Annotated in this window: 11 protein-coding genes; 5 read left to right on the forward strand and 6 right to left on the reverse strand. The window is 70.2% G+C overall.

Annotated features, from left to right (window positions below; translation table 11 throughout):
• Positions 1–86: 86 nt before the first annotated feature.
• From AOZ49_RS09900 to AOZ49_RS09915, 4 genes are all read right to left on the reverse strand, one after another.
• Positions 87–2,087 carry a ribonucleoside triphosphate reductase gene (locus AOZ49_RS09900; RefSeq protein WP_054475014.1) on the reverse strand — a complete coding sequence of 667 codons (2,001 nt, stop codon included), beginning with the start codon at positions 2,085–2,087 and terminating at the stop codon, positions 87–89.
• Between the two features lie 139 nt (positions 2,088–2,226).
• Positions 2,227–2,577, reverse strand: a complete 351-nt coding sequence (locus AOZ49_RS09905; RefSeq protein ID WP_054430615.1) for a DUF3325 domain-containing protein — start codon at positions 2,575–2,577, stop codon at positions 2,227–2,229.
• Positions 2,574–4,187 carry a PepSY-associated TM helix domain-containing protein gene (locus AOZ49_RS09910; protein ID WP_082380382.1) on the reverse strand — a complete coding sequence of 538 codons (1,614 nt, stop codon included), beginning with the start codon at positions 4,185–4,187 and terminating at the stop codon, positions 2,574–2,576. Before AOZ49_RS09910 ends, AOZ49_RS09905 begins: the two co-directional genes overlap by 4 nt.
• A 170-nt stretch (positions 4,188–4,357) precedes the next feature.
• Complete coding sequence (locus AOZ49_RS09915) at positions 4,358–5,284, reverse strand: helix-turn-helix domain-containing protein (RefSeq protein WP_054475016.1); 927 nt, start codon at positions 5,282–5,284, stop codon at positions 4,358–4,360.
• 111 nt (positions 5,285–5,395) lie between these two features.
• On the opposite strand from AOZ49_RS09915, the gene AOZ49_RS09920 reads away from it, so the two are divergent.
• From AOZ49_RS09920 to AOZ49_RS09935, 4 genes are read left to right on the forward strand one after another with little or no spacing between them, the layout of a single operon-like run.
• Positions 5,396–7,456 carry a TonB-dependent receptor gene (locus AOZ49_RS09920; RefSeq protein ID WP_197286715.1) on the forward strand — a complete coding sequence of 687 codons (2,061 nt, stop codon included), beginning with the start codon at positions 5,396–5,398 and terminating at the stop codon, positions 7,454–7,456.
• A gap of 1 nt (position 7,457) precedes the next feature.
• The gene (locus AOZ49_RS09925; RefSeq protein WP_054475023.1) at positions 7,458–8,693 is read left to right on the forward strand and encodes an MFS transporter; all 1,236 of its coding nucleotides are present in this window, start codon (positions 7,458–7,460) and stop codon (positions 8,691–8,693) included.
• Positions 8,690–10,507, forward strand: coding sequence for an ABC transporter ATP-binding protein (locus tag AOZ49_RS09930; RefSeq protein ID WP_231690291.1), 1,818 nt, complete (start codon positions 8,690–8,692; stop codon positions 10,505–10,507). Before AOZ49_RS09925 ends, AOZ49_RS09930 begins: the two co-directional genes overlap by 4 nt.
• A complete protein-coding gene (locus tag AOZ49_RS09935; RefSeq protein ID WP_054475025.1) occupies positions 10,504–12,252 on the forward strand; it encodes an ABC transporter ATP-binding protein in 1,749 nt (582 codons plus the stop codon). Before AOZ49_RS09930 ends, AOZ49_RS09935 begins: the two co-directional genes overlap by 4 nt.
• A 42-nt stretch (positions 12,253–12,294) precedes the next feature.
• On the opposite strand, the gene AOZ49_RS09940 is transcribed toward AOZ49_RS09935, so the two are convergent.
• A complete protein-coding gene (locus AOZ49_RS09940; RefSeq protein WP_054475027.1) occupies positions 12,295–13,287 on the reverse strand; it encodes a Bug family tripartite tricarboxylate transporter substrate binding protein in 993 nt (330 codons plus the stop codon).
• A 12-nt stretch (positions 13,288–13,299) separates the two neighbouring features.
• Positions 13,300–14,724, reverse strand: a complete 1,425-nt coding sequence (locus tag AOZ49_RS09945) for a M20 family metallopeptidase (protein WP_054475030.1) — start codon at positions 14,722–14,724, stop codon at positions 13,300–13,302.
• Between the two features lie 144 nt (positions 14,725–14,868).
• On the opposite strand from AOZ49_RS09945, the gene AOZ49_RS09950 reads away from it, so the two are divergent.
• The gene (locus AOZ49_RS09950; RefSeq protein ID WP_054475032.1) at positions 14,869–15,795 is read left to right on the forward strand and encodes a LysR family transcriptional regulator; all 927 of its coding nucleotides are present in this window, start codon (positions 14,869–14,871) and stop codon (positions 15,793–15,795) included.
• Positions 15,796–15,815: the final 20 nt, after the last annotated feature.

A 15,815-nucleotide genomic window follows, 5' to 3' on the forward strand; every position in this document is an offset into this window, starting at 1 on the left:
TGCGGGGTGATCACGGTTTGCATGATGGCTCCTGGGGAAAGGGCCGGGCGGGGATCGCCCGGGGAAAAACTCGATGGCCGGCGCGGTCAGGCCGGCGCGCAGCACGAAGCCTGCTTCGCCAGCAGTTCGGCGTCGCACTTGGGGCAGAACTCGTGGTGCCCGGCCAGATAGCCGTGGTTCGGGCAGATCGAGAACGTCGGCGTGACTGTGATGTACGGCAGCCGGAAATTCGACAGCGCGCGCCGCACCAGTTCCTTGCAGGCGCTGGCCGACGACACGGCCTCGTTCATGTACAGGTGCAGCACGGTGCCGCCGGTGTACTTGCCCTGCAGCGCTTCCTGCAGGGCCAGCGCCTCGAACGGATCGTCGGTGTGGCCCACCGGCAGCTGGCTGGAGTTGGTGTAGTAGGGCTGGGCCTCGGTGCCGGCTTGCAGGATGCCGGGATAGCGCTTGCGGTCCTCGCGGGCGAAGCGGTAGGTGGTGCCTTCGGCCGGCGTGGCCTCCAGGTTGTAGAGGTGGCCGGTCTCCTCCTGGAACTCGGTCATGCGCGCCCGCACCCGGTCCAGCAGCCGCACCGCCAGCGCGTGGCCGGCCGGCGTGGTGACGTCGTCGGCGCCGTCGCTGAAGTTGCGGATCATCTCGTTGATGCCGTTCACGCCCAGCGTGCTGAAGTGGTTGCGCAGCGTGCCGAGGTAGCGCCGGGTGTACGGATACAGGCCCTGGTCGATGTAGCGCTGCACCACCTTGCGCTTGGTCTCCAGCACGTCGCGGCCCAGGCCCAGCAGCAGGTCCAGGCGCGCCATCAGCGCGGCCTCGTCGCCGCGGCAGGTATGGCCCAGCCGCGCGCAGTTGACCGTCACCACGCCCACCGAACCGGTCTGCTCGGCCGAGCCGAACAGGCCGTTGCCGCGCTTGAGCAGCTCGCGCAGGTCCAGCTGCAGGCGGCAGCACATGGAGCGCACCATGTGCGGCTCCAGGTCGGAATTGAGGAAGTTCTGGAAGTACGGCAGGCCGTAGCGCGCGGTCATCTCGAACAGGCGCTCGGTGTTGGGGTGGTCCCAGTCGAAGTCGGGCGTGATGTTGTAGGTGGGAATCGGGAAGGTGAACACGCGCCCCTTGGCGTCGCCGGCCATCATCACCTCGATGTAGGCGCGGTTGATCATGTCCATCTCGGCCTGCAGGTCGCCATAGGCGAACGGCATTTCCTCGCCGCCGACGTAGGGGATCTGCTCCTTCAGGTCGGCCGGGCAGGTCCAGTCGAAGGTCAGGTTGGTGAACGGCGTCTGCGTGCCCCAGCGGCTCGGCACGTTGAGGTTGTAGATCAGCTCCTGCATGCACTGCTTGACCTCGGCGTAGGTCATCGCGTCGCGGCGGATGAAGGGCGCCATGTAGGTGTCGAACGAGCTGAAGGCCTGCGCGCCGGCCCATTCGTTCTGCAGCGTGCCCAGGAAGTTGACGATCTGGCCGATGGCCGCCGACATGTGGCGCGGCGGCGTGGCCTCGATCTTGCCGGGGATGCCGTTGAAGCCCTCGGTCAGCAGCTGGCGCAGCGACCAGCCGGCGCAATAGCCGCTGAGCATGTCGAGGTCGTGGATGTGGATGTCGCCGTCGCGGTGGGCCTGGCCGGCCTCGGGCGTGAAGACGTTGGACAGCCAGTAGTTGGCGGTGACCTTGCCGGCCACGTTCAGGATCAGGCCGCCCAGGCTGTAGCCCTGGTTGGCGTTGGCGTTGACGCGCCAGTCGCGCTGTTCCAGGTATTCCTCCATGGCGCTTTCCACGTCCACCAGGGTGTGGCGCAGCGCGCGCAGGCGGGCGTGCTGCTCGCGGTAGACGATGTAGGCGCGGGCGGTGCGCCAGTAGCCGGCCTTGACCAGCGTTTCCTCGACCTGGTTCTGGATGGTCTCCACGCCGGGGCAGACGTTGCCCTCGGCGGCCAGCGCCGCGATCACCGCGCTGGCCAGTCCCTGCGCGACGTCGGCGTCCAGTTCTCCGGTGCTGCGGCCGGCGGCGGCGAGTGCCGCCGCGATCTTGTCGCGGTCGAATGCGACGACCCGGCCGTCGCGCTTGAGGATGTGTTGGAGTTGCATCGCTGACACCATATGTTGTGGGGTAGGAAAACTCTACCACCACCTATGGTGTCAAAAACCGGGCCGCCGAGGCGTTTGTCAGGCCGGCTTGATGCCGGTCAAACGGCCCCGGCCGGGCCGGGGCGGGCGCAATGCGGCCCTAGAAGCCGAAGCCGACCCCGGCGATCGAGATCACCACCGCGAGCGCGGCGGTGCGCATCGCCGGGCGCGGCGACCACGACAGCATGCCGACCCACAGCAGCGCGCCGGCCGACAGCCAGCCCAGCCAGGCCACCACGCCCACGGTGTTGCCCCACAGGCCGACGCAGGGCAGCAGCGCCAGCAGCAACAGCAGGATGCCGGCGGCGCGCAGCACGCGGGTGTGGTTGGCGGAGGGATCGCGGCCCCAGACCTGGTCGTAGTGGCGCGGCATCGCCAGGCTCAGGCAGGCCATGCCCGAATAGGTCAGCAGCAGCGCCATGGCGATGCCGTATGCGTCGTTCAGATTCATGCCGTGGCTTCCTGGGGCGGTCGGGCGTTGCGCGGCGGCGGCGCCGACAGCGGCTTCTTCCGCAATCGTAGCGCGGCCCAGCCGGCCGCCAGGCCGGTGGCCACGGCCGTCAGTTCGACGCCGGCGCTTTCCCAGTCGCCGCGCGCGATCTGCGCCAGCGGATGGTCGCCGATCGTCGCCAGCGACAGCAGCGGCAGCAGCAGGCACAGCGCCGACAGCGCGGCCAATTGCCCGATCCATGCACGCCGCGGCGTGCACAGCCAGGCGTGGGCCAGCGTCAGCGCCCAGATGATGAAGAAAGCGCGCAGCTCCCAGCCGGCGCGCTGCGGCAGCGCCACCGGCAGCAGTCGGTTGGCCCACAGATAGCCGACGCAGGCGATCGCCAGGCCGGCCAGCGCGGCCACGTTCAGGCCCTCGATCAGGCGGTAGACGCGCGCGGTGGCGGCGCCGAATTCGTGGCCCATCTTGTTGCGGCGCTTGACCATGAACAGCACCGCGCCGGTGCCCATCATGGCGGCGCCGGCCAGGCCGCACAGGAAATACAGCCATTTCATGGCCAGCCCGCCGAACTTGACCATGTGCAGGTCGGCCATCACCTGGCGCGTCAGCGGCGCGGCGCCGCCTTCGACGCCGCCGGGCGCGCGCAGGCGCAGCAGTTCGCCGCTGGCGCCGGAGAATTCGGCCATGCCGCTGGTGCTGCTGATGTGGACCTGCTGGTCCGCCGTCTCGTTCCAGCCATAGACCGCGATGCGCATCGAGCCGTCTTCCGGATTGTTGATGACGATGGCGCGCGCGGTCTGCCCGATCAATTGTTCGGCGCGGGCCACCAGGGGCTCCAGCGCCGGCACGGCCAGCGCGGCGCCGGTCGGCGTCGGCCGGTCTTCGCGGGAGAGTTCGGCAAGATACTGGCGGGCGGCCTCGGCGCCGCTGCCATAGGCCGCGGCGATCGGCGCGGGCATCAGCGTCAGGGCCGAGATCACGATGCCGGTGTAGGCGATCATGAACTGGAACGGCAGGGTCAGCACCGCCGTGGCGTTGTGCGCGTCCAGCCACGAGCGCTGGCCTTTCTTTGCGCGGAAGGTGAAGAAGTCCTTGAAGATGCGCTTGTGCGTCACCACGCCCGACACCATCGCCACCAGCATCGCCATGGCCGCGAAGGCCACGATCCACACGCCCAGCGGCTGGGCATGCAGGTTGTAGTGGAAGTCGACGAAATGGTTGCCGCCGAACGTGGCGCGGCCTTGCGCGTGATGCGCTTCCTCTGGCAGTTCCTGGCCCGTCTCGGGATCCAGTTCGGCGTCGGCGTATTGGCCGTCGCGATCGAACCAGTACGCCACCAGGCCGTTGTCGTGAAAGCGGTCGACCGGCCAGATCTCCCACATGCCGGCGCCGGGGTGATGCTGCGCCATGTACTGCACCGCCAGGTCGAGCCGGCGCGCGCGATCCACCTTGACGGGCTCGCGCGCCGCCGCCTCGGCCTCGGCCGCGTGGTGCTCGGGCGTCATCCAATGGGTGATGGGTTCGGCGAATACCGCCAGGGCGCCCGTCAGGAAGACGGCGAACAGCAGCCAGGAAAACCACAGGCCGACCCAGGTGTGGAGCCAGGCCATGGACAAACGGAACGTGGGTTTCAGAACGCGCCTCGTTATTTTTCGACCCGGCCGCGGACCGGTGTCTTTTATTGAGAATGGTTCTGATTCTAGTCGAAATGGGGCCAGAGTAGGACGATGTAGGACCGCGAGCCGGGCGGCGGGTCGGGGACCGCGCCGACCACGATCGCCTATCCGCCGCGCTTGACCTGGTTCGGCAGGACGTCGTGGACCCGCTTGAACGCGCTGGAGAAGTGGCTCATGTTGGTGTAGCCGAGCTTCAGTCCCGCCTGCGACACACTGAGCCCGCCCGTTGCGATGAGGTCCCAGGCCGCGCGCATGCGTTCGCGCTGGTAGAGCGTATGCACCGGCAGGCCGAAGTACTGTTTGAAGGCCTGCTTGAGCTTGAAGGTGTTCATGCCGCATTGGCGCGCCAGATCGGCGATGGAGGGCGGCTGCGCCAGGTCGGCCAGCAACAGGCTGCGGGCCTGGTGCAGGCGTTCATGGTCCGCGCGGCGCACGGCGGCCGGCCGCGCCGCGACGCCCTCGGCGCGGGCGGCGCCGCGCACGCGCAGCACCTGGATCAGGAACTCCAGGCTGCGGGCCTCGCGCAGCAACGGCGAACTGGCGCCGCCCATCAAGGCGCTGTCCAGTTCCTGGGCCGCCTGCAGCAGCCGCGGATCGCTCGGGGTCAGCCACAGGCCAAGGCCGCGTTCCAGGTCGGCGGCCAGGGCATCGCCGTCTTCGCCGGCGATCTGGCGCAGCAGGGCAGGGGATACCAGCAGCCCGACATGCGGCATGTCGCCATGCATCTGCGTGTGCCAGGGGCCGCCGCCCAGCGTGCCGCACAGCAGTTGACGGCTCTGCAGCCGCTGCTGGCGGCCATCCACGGCCACGTCCATGCCGCCCTTGGGCCAAATCGACAGCAGCAGGCGCTGGTCGGAATCGCAGATCAGGCAATCGACCGGCTGCTCGTAGCGGCTGTGGCTGGCGAACGCCGTCAGTCCGGTGCCGGTCTGGTGCACCGCATTGGGCTGGGGCGCCGACGGCCACAGTTCGGGCGGCGGGTTGGGGTCGTCGGGCAGGTGCCGGGCAAGGTCGATCAACGGCAGGTCCATTGCAAATGCTCCCGATCCGGGCAGGAATACTGCCGATTCGGGCAGTAATTGTTAATGAGAATCGATATTGTATGGCCGATTCCTTCTCACCCCTGTGCGATTTTCATGTCCATGCCTACCCGAACTGCCCTGGCCGTTGGCCTGTCCCTGGCGCTGGCCGCGCCCCTTTCCCTGCGCGCGGCGCCACCCGCGGCCAACGCGGCCAATGGCGAAGCGGCCGCGGATGCCGTCCGGCTGGCGCCGGTGGTGGTCACCGCCACCAAGCAAGGCGCGGCCGAGCAAGTCACGCCCGCCAGCGTCACCGTGATTGACGGACTTGCCGTTGAACGCGATGGCCTGGACGGCCTGTTCGACGTGGCGTTGCGTTCGCCCAACGTCTACTTCACCAGCTTCACGCAAAACACGCCCAGCCTCACCATCCGCGGGTTGGGCTTCTCGGACGATGAATCCGACAGCGTCAGCACCAGCGTGCTGATCGACGGCGTGCCCATGACCGTCATGACGTTGGGCCAGTTGTTCGATGTCGAGCAGATCGAGGTGCTGCGAGGACCGCAAAGCACCCTGTACGGCCAGAACAGCATGGGCGGGCTGGTGGCCGTGCGCACCCGCGATCCGGGCTTCGCGTTCGGCGGCAACGCCCAGCTCGAGTACGCCACCGGCAACCGCCGGCGCGAGACGGCGGCCATGGATATCCCCCTGTCCGACCGCACCGCCATCCGTATCGCGGGCGGCGCCGAAAACGCCGATGGCTACGTCAAGAACGACGTCCTGGACCGTGACGACACCGGCGGCTGGCGCAGCCGCTTCGGCCGCGTCAAGTTCCTGCACGTGGACGATGCGGGCGGTGAATGGCGGTTGGGCGTGCACGGCGTGAAAACGCGGGGCGGCAACGACTTCTTCACCACGCGCCAACTCGCGGACAAGCACCATTCCGGCAATAGCGAAGCGGGCCAGAATGACCTGTCCTACACCCTGGTCACGGGCTCGTATGACCGTGAGCTGGCCAATGGCAACCGGCTCGCCGTCAACCTCGGCGGCAGCCGGATGGATTGGGATTACTGGATGCCCGAGTCGGTGCTGGGGGCATCCAGCGGCTTCAATTCCTCTGTCGAGCAGTACAGCGCCGAGGCCCGCCTGTCGCATCTGCCCAGCGGCGAGACCGGCCTGGACTGGATGGCCGGCCTGTATGGTTCGAAGATCCGCCGCGATTCGCCGTATACCTTCGCGATGCCCAATGTCTTCAGCAGTGTGACGTCGGCCCGCATCAAGGGGGCGACGGCGGCGATCTTCGGCGAACTGGGCTGGCGTTTCGACCCGCGCTGGCGCATCGCGGGGGCGCTGCGCGTCGAACGCGACGAGCGCCGCATGGACTGGCGCAGCACGCAAAGCGCCGGACCCTACAGCGCCGTGGAAACGCTGCGCGGCAAGACGCACGACACCGTGCTGCTGCCGCGCCTGACGCTCGAATACCGCCCCGATGTCCTGCAGTTCGCCTGGGCCACCCTGGCGCGCGGCTACAAGGCCTCGGGCTTCAACCAGTACGCGACCGACAGCGCTTCCGCCGCGCAGGCCTACCAGCCCGAGTATGGCAACTACGCCGAACTGGGCTACCGCCTGCAGGGACTCGACGAGAGCTGGAATGTAAGCGCCGTCGGCTTCTACACCAAGCTGCGCGACCAGCAGGTCGTGACCATCGGCAGCGGCGGCCAAAGCCTGACCAGCAACGCGGGCCGATCGCACAACGTGGGCATGGAACTGACCGGCACCTGGCGGCCCGTGCGCAGCGTGGACCTGAGCGCCTTCGTCGGCCTGGTCAAGGCGGTCTATGACGATTACCACAAGGGCGGCGTGGACTATGCCGGCCAGCAGTTTCCCAACACGCCGCGCCAGAGCTATGGCGTGACGGCGGCGTGGCGCTTCGCGCCGGGCTGGGAGGCGGGCCTGGCGGTGCGGCATCAGGGCTCGTCCTATCTCTATCCCACCGCCACGGCCAAGAACGACGCCTACACCTTGCTGGATGCGCAACTGACTTACCGCGTCGACCGCCATTGGACGGTCGGCGTCTACGGCAAGAATTTGACGGACCGCGTCTACTACACCCGCGCGCTCAACGACCTGGTGGTGGCGGGCACGGGCCGGGTGGTGGGCGTGCGCGTGGGCCTGGATTTCTAGCATGGCGACGCAACGTTCTTCGGACCGGCGCAGCCAGTTCGTGGCCCTGGGCCTGATGTATTTCGCGCAGGGCCTGCCGAGCGGCCTGGCCTTCAATGCCCTGGGCGTGCTGATCCGCGACGGCGGCCACAGCGTGTCCGACGTGAGCCTGACGGGCCTGGCGTTCCTGCCCTGGGCGCTGAAATTCCTGTGGGCCGGGCCGATCGAGAACTGGTGCGCGCGACGCAGCCATGCCTATGTGGTCGGCGCGACGCAATGGCTGGCCATCGTGCTGTGCCTGCTGCTGGCGAATTTCCCGCCGTCCACCGAGCTCTATCTGTGCGTGGCGGGCGCGGTGGCGTTGAATCTGGTCTGCGCCACGCAGGACATCGTGACCAATGCCTATGCCGTGGCCCGCATGCGCGGCCGCACGGCGGGCGCCGCCAACGCGATCCAGGTGTCGGCGTTCATCGGCGGCATGCTGGCGGGCGGCGGCGGCCTGCTGGTCGTGTATCAGCATTGGGGCTGGGCCGTGGCCATGCAGGGCCTGGCCGGCCTGATGCTGCTGCTCTACCTGCCGCTGCTGCTCGGCCGGCGCTGGCGCCAACCGCCGGCGACGGCCGCCGAAGGCGACCCGGCGCCCGGCCCTGAAGGGCGAGTGCGCCTGCGAGACCTGCGTGAACACCGCGACCTGGGCTGGGCGCTGCTGATCGCCATCCTGTTCAAGTGCGCCGGCACGGCCGTGGCGACCTTGCTGCAACCCTGGCTCATCGATCATGGCATGTCGGTGGCGCAGGCGGGCGGCCTGCAGGTCAGCAACCTGGTGGCCAGCGCCGTGGGCGGCGTGGTGATCGGCATTCCGCTGATTCGCTGGCTGGGCGACCGCGGCGCCGTGCTGGCGTCGCTGGCGGGTGCGACGCTGCTGCTGGGCACGGCGTGGGGCCTGCAGGCGGCGCAGGTCAGTGATGTCCGCGTGATCTTCGCGGCCTTCGCGGTGCAATCGCTGGCCGAAGGCGCCATGTACGTGACGGTCTGGGCGCTGTTCATGAACTGGGCTTCGCCGCGCCGGCCGGGCACGGACTACACCGTCATGCAATGTTGTGAAAGCCTGTCCAACGCCGCCGCGGCGGCCGTCATCGGCGGGCTCGGCCAGGCGCTGGGCTACCGCTACGCGTTCGGGCTGGCGTGGGCGGCGGCGTTGGTGGCCCTGCTGTTGATCGCGCTGGGCCTGCGCCGGCTCGAGGGAGCCGTCCGATGAGCGCGCCCAAGGCGCCGCAGGGCGTCGCCATCCCGGACGCCGATGCCTCCGATCCCGCGATGGACGCGGGCGGCCATCGTTTCGCCAGCCTGGTGCGGCATTCGCCCGGACTGCTGGGCCTGTCGGTGGCGACGGCGATCGTGTCGGCGGCGCTGAGCGTGGCGCCGTTCTGGCTCATCTACCGGATGGCGGTGGAATGGTGCGGTCCGGCGCCCGACCTGGCGTCCGTCCGCATGCTGGCCGGCTGGACACTCGCGGCGCTGGCGCTGCGCTGGGCCGCCATGGCGGCCAGCCACGTCCTGGCGCATCGCGGCGCCTTCAGCATCCAGCACCGCCTGCGCCTGGCGCTGGCCCGCAAGCTCGGCCAGGTGCCGCTGTCTTTCTTTGCCGCGCGTGGCCGTGGCGGGTTGCGGCGCGTGCTGACGGACGATGTCAACGGACTGGAGGGCTTCCTGGCGCACATGCTGCCGGACGCGGTGGCGGCGGCCGTGGTGCCGCTGGCGGCGCTCGCCGTGCTGTTCGCGGTCGATTGGCGCCTGGCCCTGGCGGCGGTGGCGCCTTTGCCGGCGGCGCTGGCGGCCCAGGCGGTGCTGATGCGCCGCGCCGCCAGCGGCGCGGGCCGCTGGAGCGCGTTGCAGCGCGAGATCGCCGACCAGGTCGGCGAGTATGTGCGCGGCGTGCAGGTGGTGAAGTCGTTCGGACTCGAGGCGCGTTCCTTCAGCCGGCTGGCGGCCGCCATCCACGGTTCCGCGGACTGGGTGGCGCAGTATGCGCGCGCCAGCGCCCGGGGTTGGCTGGTGTACGTGGGGCTGCTGTCCTCGAATCTGCTGCTGGTGGCGCCGCTGGGGGTCTGGCTGCACGCGCGGGGCGCGCTGGACATCCCGACGCTCTTCCTGTTCCTGCTGCTGGCGCCCGCCGTGCTGCAACCGCTGTTGCGCCTGACGTTCGTCCTGGGCGGGCAGTCGCAGCGAGCGCAGGCGCTGGCCCACATCAATGCCGTGCTGGCCGAGCCGGCGCTGGCACAGACGCCGGGCGCCACCGCGCCGGCGGGCGCGCTGTCGATCGAATACGACAGCGTCAGCCATCGCTATGGCGACCGGCTGGCGCTGGACGGCGTGTCGTTTCGGGCCGGCGCCGGTCGCCTGACCGCGCTGGTGGGGGCGAGCGGGTCGGGCAAGAGCACGCTCGCGCGGCTGTTGCCGCGCCTGTATGACGCCAGCGCGGGCCAGGTGCGGGTGGGCGGACGAGACGTGCGGGACTGGCCGCTGGATGCGTTGCTGGCGCAGGTCAGCGTGGTGTTCCAGGACGTGTTCCTGTTCCATGGCACCATCGCCGACAACCTGCGGCTGGCGCGGGCCGACGCCAGCGCCGGGCAGCTCGAAAGCGCCGCGCGCGCGGCCAGCGCCCACGATTTCATCATGGCGTTGCCGCACGGTTACCAGACCGTCATCGGCGAACGCGGCGCGCGGCTGTCTGGCGGCGAGCGCCAGCGGCTGTCGATCGCCCGGGCGCTGCTCAAGGACGCGCCGGTCCTGTTGCTGGACGAAGCCACTTCCAGCATCGATGCCGAGAACGAAGACCTGGTGCAGGACGCGCTGTCCCGGCTGTGTCGCGGCCGCACCGTGCTGATGATCGCGCACCGGCTGCACACGGTCATGCAGGCGGACCACATTGTCGTGATGGCGCGGGGGCGGGTGGTGGGGCAGGGCACGCATGAGTGCCTGCTGGCGGGTTGCGCCGCCTATCGTGAACTATGGCGCGACCACGAGGACGCGCTCGACTGGCGCCTGGGCGCGCAGGGAGAACAGGCATGATCCGAGCGTTGGCGCAGGCCGGATTCAGGTTGGCGGGACGGCGCGACGCGCGCCTGGCGCGGGGCGTCGCCTGGGCGGTGGCGGAAGGGGCGTTGAGCGCCGCGTTCTACGGCGCGCTGTACCTTCTGCTGCGGCGCGGATTCGCGGGCCAGGCTTCGCCAGGCTTCATCCTGGCGGCGACCGCGGGGCTGGCCGCGCTGGTCTGGCTGCGCATCGCGGCCGGCCAGCGCGCCATGCCGCTGATCTTCGCCGGCGCCTACGCCATGATGGGCGAAGCGCGGCTGCGGCTCGCGGACCATCTGCGGCGCCTGCCGATGGGTTGGTTCGCGCGTCAGCGCGATGGCGATTTGGCCGCGCGGCTGACCTCGGATCTGGACATGGTCGAGTCGATCTGGTCGCACTTCCTGGGCGTTTTCGTGGCGGGACTGGCGATGCCGTGCTTTCTGCTGTTGTTCCTGGCCTGGCTGGACGGACCGATGGCGCTATGGGTGGCGGCGGTGATGCCGCTGGCCGCGCTGGCGATGGCCTGGACGCAGCGCGTGGCGCGACGGCCCGGCGAACGGATGTTCGCCGCCAACGAGACGGCACAGGCTGCGCTGGCCGAGTATGTGGCCGGTGTTCCGGTATGGCGCGGCTTCGGTCGCCACGGGCAGGCCTGGCGCCGGCTGCGCGGCATCCTGGACGAGCAGCTGGCCGCGGTGACCGCGGTGGAATCGCGGCCGGCGCCCTGGCTGGCGTTGTTCGGCTTCGTGCTGGAAGCGGGGTTCGTGGCCGTGGCGCTGGCGGGCGCGGCACGCCTGGCCGATGCGTCCTACGGGCCGCGGCAATTGTTGCTGTTCCTGGTAGTGGCGCTGCCGCTGTACCGCCAGCTGTTCGAGGTCGGCCTGTCCACCTTGTTGCTGCGCTTCGCGCAACGCGCCATGCAGCGCATCGAGGATATCCTGCGGCAGCCGCCGCTGCCCGAACCGGCATGCCCATCCCTGCCGCAAGGCCAGGATTTCGAGTTGCGCGACGTGAGCTTTGCCTATGACGGCGGCGAGCCGGTCCTGGCCGGCGTGTCGTGCCGCATTCCGGCCAATGGCCTGACCGCGATTGTCGGCCGCAGCGGGGCCGGCAAGACCACGCTGGCGCACCTGCTGGCGCGGCTGTGGGATGTGACGGCAGGCAGCATCCGGCTGGGGGGCGTGGATGTGCGGCAACTGGGCACGCGGGCGCTGCACGAGCGCGTGGCGATCGTGTTCCAGGAGGTCGTGCTGTTTTCCGGCTCGGTGCGCGACAACCTGCTGATCGGCAGGCCCGACGCGACCCAGGCCGAGATCGAGGCCGCGGCGCGCCGCGCCTACGCGCATGACTTCATCATGGCCTTGCCGCAAGGCTACGACACGCGGTTGTCCGAGAATGCGGAGTCGCTGTCTGGCGGCGAGCGCCAGCGGCTGTCCATCGCCCGGGCGCTGCTCAAGGACGCGCCGATCCTGCTGCTGGACGAGGCGACCGCGAGCGTGGATCCGTCGGCCCAGGCCGAGATCCGGCGCGCTATCGGCGACCTGGCGCGCGGACGCACCGTGGTGGTCATCGCCCATCGCCTCAATGCGATCCAGCATGCCGACCAGATCCTGGTGCTCGATGGCGGGCGCCTGTGCGAATCCGGAACGCATGCCGAGTTGCTGGCGCGGGACGGCGTCTATGCCTCGATGTGGCACAGGCAGCAGCGCGCGCGAGGATGGCGCCTGCAGCCTTCGCCCTGATGGCGTGGGGTGGCTGCATGCGATCCGCCGCCCCCGCCGGCCTCAATCCAGCTTGATCTCGGCGCGCCGGCCCACTTCGCCGAAGGTCTGCAATTCCTGCTGCATGCGCGCCGTGAAGGCCGCGCCGTCCAGGTAGACCGGTTCCAGCGCCAGATCCGTGACGGCGCGTTGCACCTGTGGATCGGCCATGATTTCGGCCACCGCGCGGTTCAGCGTGGCCAGCACCGGTTGCGGCGTGCGGGCCGGCGCCACCAGCCCGTACCAGCCCACCATCGACACGCCCGGCAGGCCGCTTTCGATGAAGGTCGGCACGTCCGGCAATTGCGGCACGCGGTGTTCGCCGGTGACGGCCAGCGCGCGCACCTTGCCGGCCTTGACCTGCGGCGCGGCCGACGACACCGTGTCCACGCCCAGCGCGATCTCGCCGCCGATCAGGGCGGTGATGAACTGCGCGCTGCCCTTGTAGGGCACCGGCGTCATCTTGGCGCCGGCGGCCTCGGCGAACATTTCGCCCACCAGGTGCGGCGCCGATCCCGGGCCGAAGGTGCCGTACATCAGGCCGCCGCTGGCGGTCTGGCGGCGGGCCAGGTCGGCCGCCTGCTGCGCGGTCTCGGCTGGCAGGCTGTTCTGCACCAGCAACACCACCGGCGCCAGCGCCACGATGGCGATGTGCTCGAAGCTGCCGCGCGGATCGTAGGGCAGGTCGCGCTTGAGCGCCGGCAGCACGGTGTAGGTGGTGCTGCCCGACAGCATCAGCGTGTAGCCGTCGGGCTGGGCCTGCGCCACGGCGTTGGCGCCGATGACGGTCGAGGCGCCGGGCCGGTTCTCGACGATCACGGCCTGGCCCAGCTTGCCCGACAGCCGGTTGGCCAGCAGGCGGGCCACGGCGTCGGTGGCGCCGCCGGGCGTGAACGGCACCACCAGCTTGATGGCCTGTTCGGGGTAGGCGGCATGGGCGGCGGGCGCGCCCACGGTGGCTTGCAGGGCAAGGGCCGAAAAGCAGGCCAGCGCGGCGGCGCGGATTCTGGCGATCATGGTCGGGTCCGGTCAGGGTTGGGCAATGGTAACGGTGTTGCGGGCGGCCAGGCGCAGCGCGGCGCCCTGGTCGCCCAGGTCGCAGAACAGGCCGGCCATGATGGCCAGGCCCTCGCGCGCCACGCTGCCCAGCAGATGCTCGTTGGGCGCGTGCTGGGCGCAGGCGGGGTAGGAATGCGGCACCCACAGCGTGGGCAGGCCGAGCAGGTCGGCGAAGATGTCGTTGGGCAGCGAGCCGCCCAGGTTGGGCAGCAGGGCCGGCCGCAGCCCCGTGCTGCGCTCGATCGAGGCGGCGGCCCAGCGCACCCACGGGTTGTCGGGCGACAGCCGGGTGGCGCCGGCCTGCATGCCGACGCGCACCTGCACGTCGCCGAAGCCGGCCTCATCGAGGTGGGCGCGCACGTGGCGTTCCAGCGCCTTCCAGTCGGTGCCGACCACGAAGCGCAGCTGACACCAGGCCGAGGCGGCCGGCGGAATGGCGTTGACCGGCTTGGCCGGATCGCCGGCGCCGAAGGTCAGCACGTCCAGGCTGTTCCAGCCGAACACCTGTTCCGCGGGCGACAGCCCCGGTTCGCCCCAGTCGCTGTCGATCGCGGGATCGTCGGGACCGCCGCCGACCTCCAGGTCGGCCAGCGCGGCGGCCACCGGGGCCGGGATGGGCGGCGGGCGCAGGCCCGGCACCTGGATGCGGCCGCGCGCGTCCACCAGCGTGGCGATGGCGTGCGACAGGATGATGGCGGGGTTGGCCAGCAGGCCGCCCCAGTTGCCCGAGTGATAGCCGCGGTCGCGGGCGCGCAGCGACAGTTCGAAATTGACCGCGCCGCGCGAGCCCATGAACAGGGTGGGGCGGGCGGCTGCCAGGCGCGGGCCGTCGCTGGCGATGAAGACGTCGGCGGCCAGGCTCTCGCGCTGCGCCTGGCAGAACGCCGCCAGGCCCGGCGAGCCGGCTTCCTCGCCGGTCTCGATCAGCCAGGTGGCGTTGAATCCCAGCCTGCCGTCGCGCGCCCGCAGGACTTCGCGCAGCGCCGCCAGGTTGATGGTGTGCTGACCCTTGTTGTCGGCGGTGCCGCGGCCGTACCAGCGGTCGCCCTCGACCCGCAGGCGCCAGGGATCGCGGCCGGCGTCCCATTTGGCCGCGTTGCCGCGCACCACGTCGCCGTGGCCGTACAGCAGCACCGTCGGCAGCGAGGCGTCCTCGATGCGCCGCGCCACCAGGATCGGCAGGTCCACGCCCGTCGGGTTCGGATGCACGTGACAGGTGAAGCCCGGCGCCCGCAGTTGCGGCGCCAGTTCGTCGTTCAGATAGGCGTGCTGGCTGGGCGCCTGGCCCGGCTCCTCGCTCTCGGTCGGGTAGGCCACGCGGCGGGCCAGCTCGGCCTGCAGGGTGCCGTCGTCGTAGGCGTTGGTGGCGTGAAGAATGGCTTGTTCGCGGATCACAGCGGTCTCGGAGGCGAAGAAGGCACAAAGTTATTACGCTTGTTCACATGCCACAATTAGATAATTCGCATTTGATCGTTGCTATTTTGGCAATGGTTTGCGCGGTCGTTCCGAGGCGCTCGGCATGACCCTGGGGAGAGTGTCGTGATTTCGCTCGGTTTGAGGTATTTCCTGGAGGTCGCGCGCTGCGGCTCGGTCGCCGGCGCGGCGGCCGCGCAGCACGTGGCGGCGTCGGCGGTCAGCCGCCAGATCGCCAAGCTGGAGGACGAGCTGGGCGTCGCGCTGTTCGAGCGCCAGGCGCGCGGCATGGCGCTGAGCGAGGCCGGGCGCCAGTTGGCCGCCTACGCCAGCGCCGCCGCGCTGGAGGCCGAGCGCATCGCCACCGGCATCCGCCAGCGCAGCGCGCTGGGCGACGTGACCGTGCGGCTGGCCTGTACCGAGGGTTTCGCGCATCGCTTCCTGCCGCAGTGCATGGCCGATTTCAAGCGCCTGCATCCGGAGGCGCGCTTTCATCTGCTGGTGGAGCGGCCGGAGGAGGTCAACCGTCTGATCCTGGAGGGCCTGTCGCAGCTGGCGCTGCGCTACACGGTGGCGCCCGACGAGCGCCTCAAGACCGAGCTGCTGTGCCGCGCGCCGGTCTACGCCATCATGTGCCGGCATCATCCGCTGGCCGCGCGCCGCAGCGTCGGCGTGCGCGACCTGGCGCAGGCGCCGCTGTCGCTGGGGGATCCGGGCACGACGGTGCGCGACCTGTTCGACACGGCCTGCGCCAATGCCGGCGTGCACATCGAGCCGGCCTATGTGTCCAACCATTCGGCGGCCTTTCTGCCGATGCTGCCGGGCAGCCAGATCGTGGCGTTGACGGGCTACCTGACGGTGATCGGCCTGCTCGACAGCGCCGGCCTGGTGGCGGTGCCGTTCAGCAATCCTGAAATGCGCCAGCGCAGCATCCAGGTCGTGACCTTGCGCGGCGCCCACCTGCCGCCGCTGACGCGGGCCTTCCTGGCGCTGCTGGCCGAACGCCTGGGCGAGGCGCCGCGCGCCCCGGAACTGGCGCGCGCGGCGGATTGAGGCGCCGCAGGCGCGATGCG

It is taken from the genome of Achromobacter sp. 2789STDY5608615 (assembly GCF_001298995.1).
GTDB lineage: Bacteria > Pseudomonadota > Gammaproteobacteria > Burkholderiales > Burkholderiaceae_B > Achromobacter > Achromobacter insuavis.